We start from the raw sequence: 2345 nt of genomic DNA on the forward strand, positions 1-2345 counted from the left end.
TCGCCTGCAGTGGACTTTCACCACCAAGTTAACGCCCATGCCGGGCGCACAAGAATTAAAACCTGCTTTTTAAGCAGGTTTTAATTCTTTAGAAATTTGGCCAGCTCATTGATTATGTCTATCGTACGGACAATTCCCACGACCCTGCGCTCACTGTTGAGAACGGGAATGTGGTTTACCTGGTGGGCCAGGATAACGCGTGCCACTTCCTGGATGGGGGTGTTTTCGTCGACAAAAACCTTGACCACGGGCCGCATTACCTTTTTAACCTTTGTATTCTTCAGCCGCTCTCTTTCAATGCGCAGAAAGAAGGTTCCAAAGCTGTCCGTGGACCAGATGTCCTCTTCCACGCCATAGGCAGCCAGAGCCTTCAAGATTGTTCTGGTGGTTAAAAAGCCCACTATGTCACCGTGCTCATCCAGGACGATTAGGGTGCGGTAACCCCTGGGTATGGCGTTTCCAAACACCTCCAGGGCATGCCTTAAACTGTCTTCGGCGTTAACGGAGGCGTAGTTGGAAATGGGGACCATAATGTCTTTGGCCAGCCTCCCGGGCATTTTAATCCCCCCTCGTTTTATTGTTACAGGGTAATTATAATGATAAGCCCTTTTGATTAAACCTTTCAAGGGCCCGCGGCCGAACCGCTGTTTTTCGGGCCCGGTGCCGGGTTGAGGTAAGGCGAAAGTTTCACAATTCCTGGCGCGACTTTTGCGTAGCGGCAAATAAAGCAAATAATAACCTCCCGGGCGGGCCAACCTACTGACGGGAGGTGTTTTATCATGATTAAAACGCGCAATCTCTACAACAGGGGGAAAGTCCGGGGGGTCCTCAGTCTGTACTTTCCGCCCCCCTTCAAGGTGTCCGGACCGACCACCCAGAACATGCCCGAAACAGCCAGCAACAGGTTCGTGAGCAAGGGGGGAAATCCTGAAAAACCCTGAACTTTTTGCTGTTCCATGCAGGATTCTGTGGCCGGAGTGAGAATAATTATATTCTGTGTCTTTGATAGGGCCGCCTTATTCTGGTTAACATAATTCTGGAATGTCCTGGCGATAAACCGGCCCTATTTCATTTTACCGGGGATGGTAGTTCTCCCATGCTCATGCTTGGCGAATTTTTGGGAGTAACGCTGGGAGTGGTCCTTACGGCCCTCGGGCTGGACCTCTTCCTGGTGCCGAATAAGATTGCCGCCGGGGGAGTGAGCGGTCTGGCTACGGTCATCCACTACCTGACGGGCGCTCCCGTGGGGATGACCATGCTGGCGTTGAACGTCCCCCTTTTTGCCATGGGCATTTACCGGCTGGGCCTTAAATTCGGGTTTCGCTCCCTTTACGGCACCATCAGCCTGTCCATGGCGGTCGATGCGATGGCTCCCTATCTTCCCGTGCCCACCCACGATCCCCTGCTGGCCAGCATTTTCGGCGGGGTCCTCACCGGCCTGGGGCTGGGTGTGGTTTTTCGCTACCGGGGTACCACCGGCGGTACCGACCTGGCTGCCGCCATTCTGCGCACCTATACCGGTGCCAACGTGGGCCAGCTCCTTTTCCTGGTGGACGGCATGGTGGTACTCTTTGGGGGGATTACCTTTAAATCCTGGGAGCTGGGTATGTATGCCCTGATCACCATTTTTGTCACCGCCTGGCTCATCGACCTGGTGCAGGAAGGGATTAGCTATACCAAGGCGTTCTTCATCATTTCCCAAAAGGTCGATGAAATTGCTGCCGCGGTGCTTAAGGAGCTCAACCGCGGTGCCACTGCTTTGAAGGGGCGGGGCATGTATACGGGCAGGGAGCGGGATGTCCTGCTGGTGGTGGTGAACCGCTCCGAGGTGACCCGTTTAAAGGAACTGATCTACAAGGTGGACCGGGGTGCGTTTGTCATCCTGGCCGACGTGCACGAAGTGCTGGGAGAAGGGTTTAAAGAGTGGCGGCCATCATGATTTGATTTTGCTTAAAAATTTATCCAGGGAGTGTTCGAGATGGATGGGGAAAAAATTAAAAGGCTGGAAGACAGGGCCCGGGCAATCAGGCGGCACATTATCCGCATGACCGGAGCTGCCGGTTCCGGTCACCCCGGCGGGTCCTTGTCCTGTGCCGATATTGTAACCGCCCTCTACTTTGAGGTAATGCGCATCGACCCCGGGAACCCGCGCTGGCCCGACAGGGACCGCTTCGTCCTTTCCAAGGGGCATGCAGCGCCGGTGCTCTATGCGGCCCTGGCGGAGCGGGGGTTCTTCCCCGTAGAAGATCTCCTCACCCTGCGCAGGTTGGGCAGCCCCCTGCAGGGGCACCCGGATATGAAGAAATTGCCGGGGGTGGAGATGTCCACCGGCTCGCTGGGCCAGG

At 55.4% G+C, this 2345-nt stretch carries 3 protein-coding genes and 1 pseudogene; 3 read left to right on the forward strand and 1 reads right to left on the reverse strand.

Annotated elements, in window-relative coordinates; translation table 11 throughout:
- Window positions 1-80: 80 nt before the first annotated feature.
- Window positions 81-557 (reverse strand): HPP family protein, encoded by a 477-nt coding sequence (locus tag ACPLUI_RS13970; protein ID WP_424660854.1) that lies wholly within the window; start codon window positions 555-557, stop codon window positions 81-83.
- A 222-nt stretch (window positions 558-779) separates the two neighbouring features.
- Between ACPLUI_RS13970 and ACPLUI_RS13975 the strand changes: the two genes are divergently transcribed.
- The 3 genes and pseudogenes from ACPLUI_RS13975 to ACPLUI_RS13985 all read left to right on the forward strand — a co-directional run.
- Window positions 780-941: a hypothetical protein gene (locus tag ACPLUI_RS13975; protein ID WP_424660855.1), complete on the forward strand. Its 162-nt coding sequence runs from the start codon at window positions 780-782 to the stop codon at window positions 939-941.
- 155 nt (window positions 942-1096) lie between these two features.
- Window positions 1097-1939 (forward strand): YitT family protein, encoded by an 843-nt coding sequence (locus ACPLUI_RS13980; RefSeq protein WP_424660856.1) that lies wholly within the window; start codon window positions 1097-1099, stop codon window positions 1937-1939.
- Window positions 1940-1978: 39 nt separating this feature from the next.
- Window positions 1979-2345: pseudogene (locus tag ACPLUI_RS13985) on the forward strand (transketolase); the annotation flags it as partial.

Source organism: Desulfofundulus sp., from assembly GCF_049701015.1.
Lineage (GTDB): Bacteria > Bacillota > Desulfotomaculia > Desulfotomaculales > Desulfovirgulaceae > Desulfofundulus.

Excerpts from the sequence above, each read along its gene's own strand:
- ACPLUI_RS13970 (WP_424660854.1), bottom strand. The coding sequence starts at position 557 with ATGCCCGGGAGGCTGGCCAAAGACATTATGGTCCCCATTTCCAACTAC.
- ACPLUI_RS13975 (WP_424660855.1), top strand. The coding sequence starts at position 780 with ATGATTAAAACGCGCAATCTCTACAACAGGGGGAAAGTCCGGGGGGTC.
- ACPLUI_RS13980 (WP_424660856.1), top strand. The coding sequence starts at position 1,097 with ATGCTCATGCTTGGCGAATTTTTGGGAGTAACGCTGGGAGTGGTCCTT.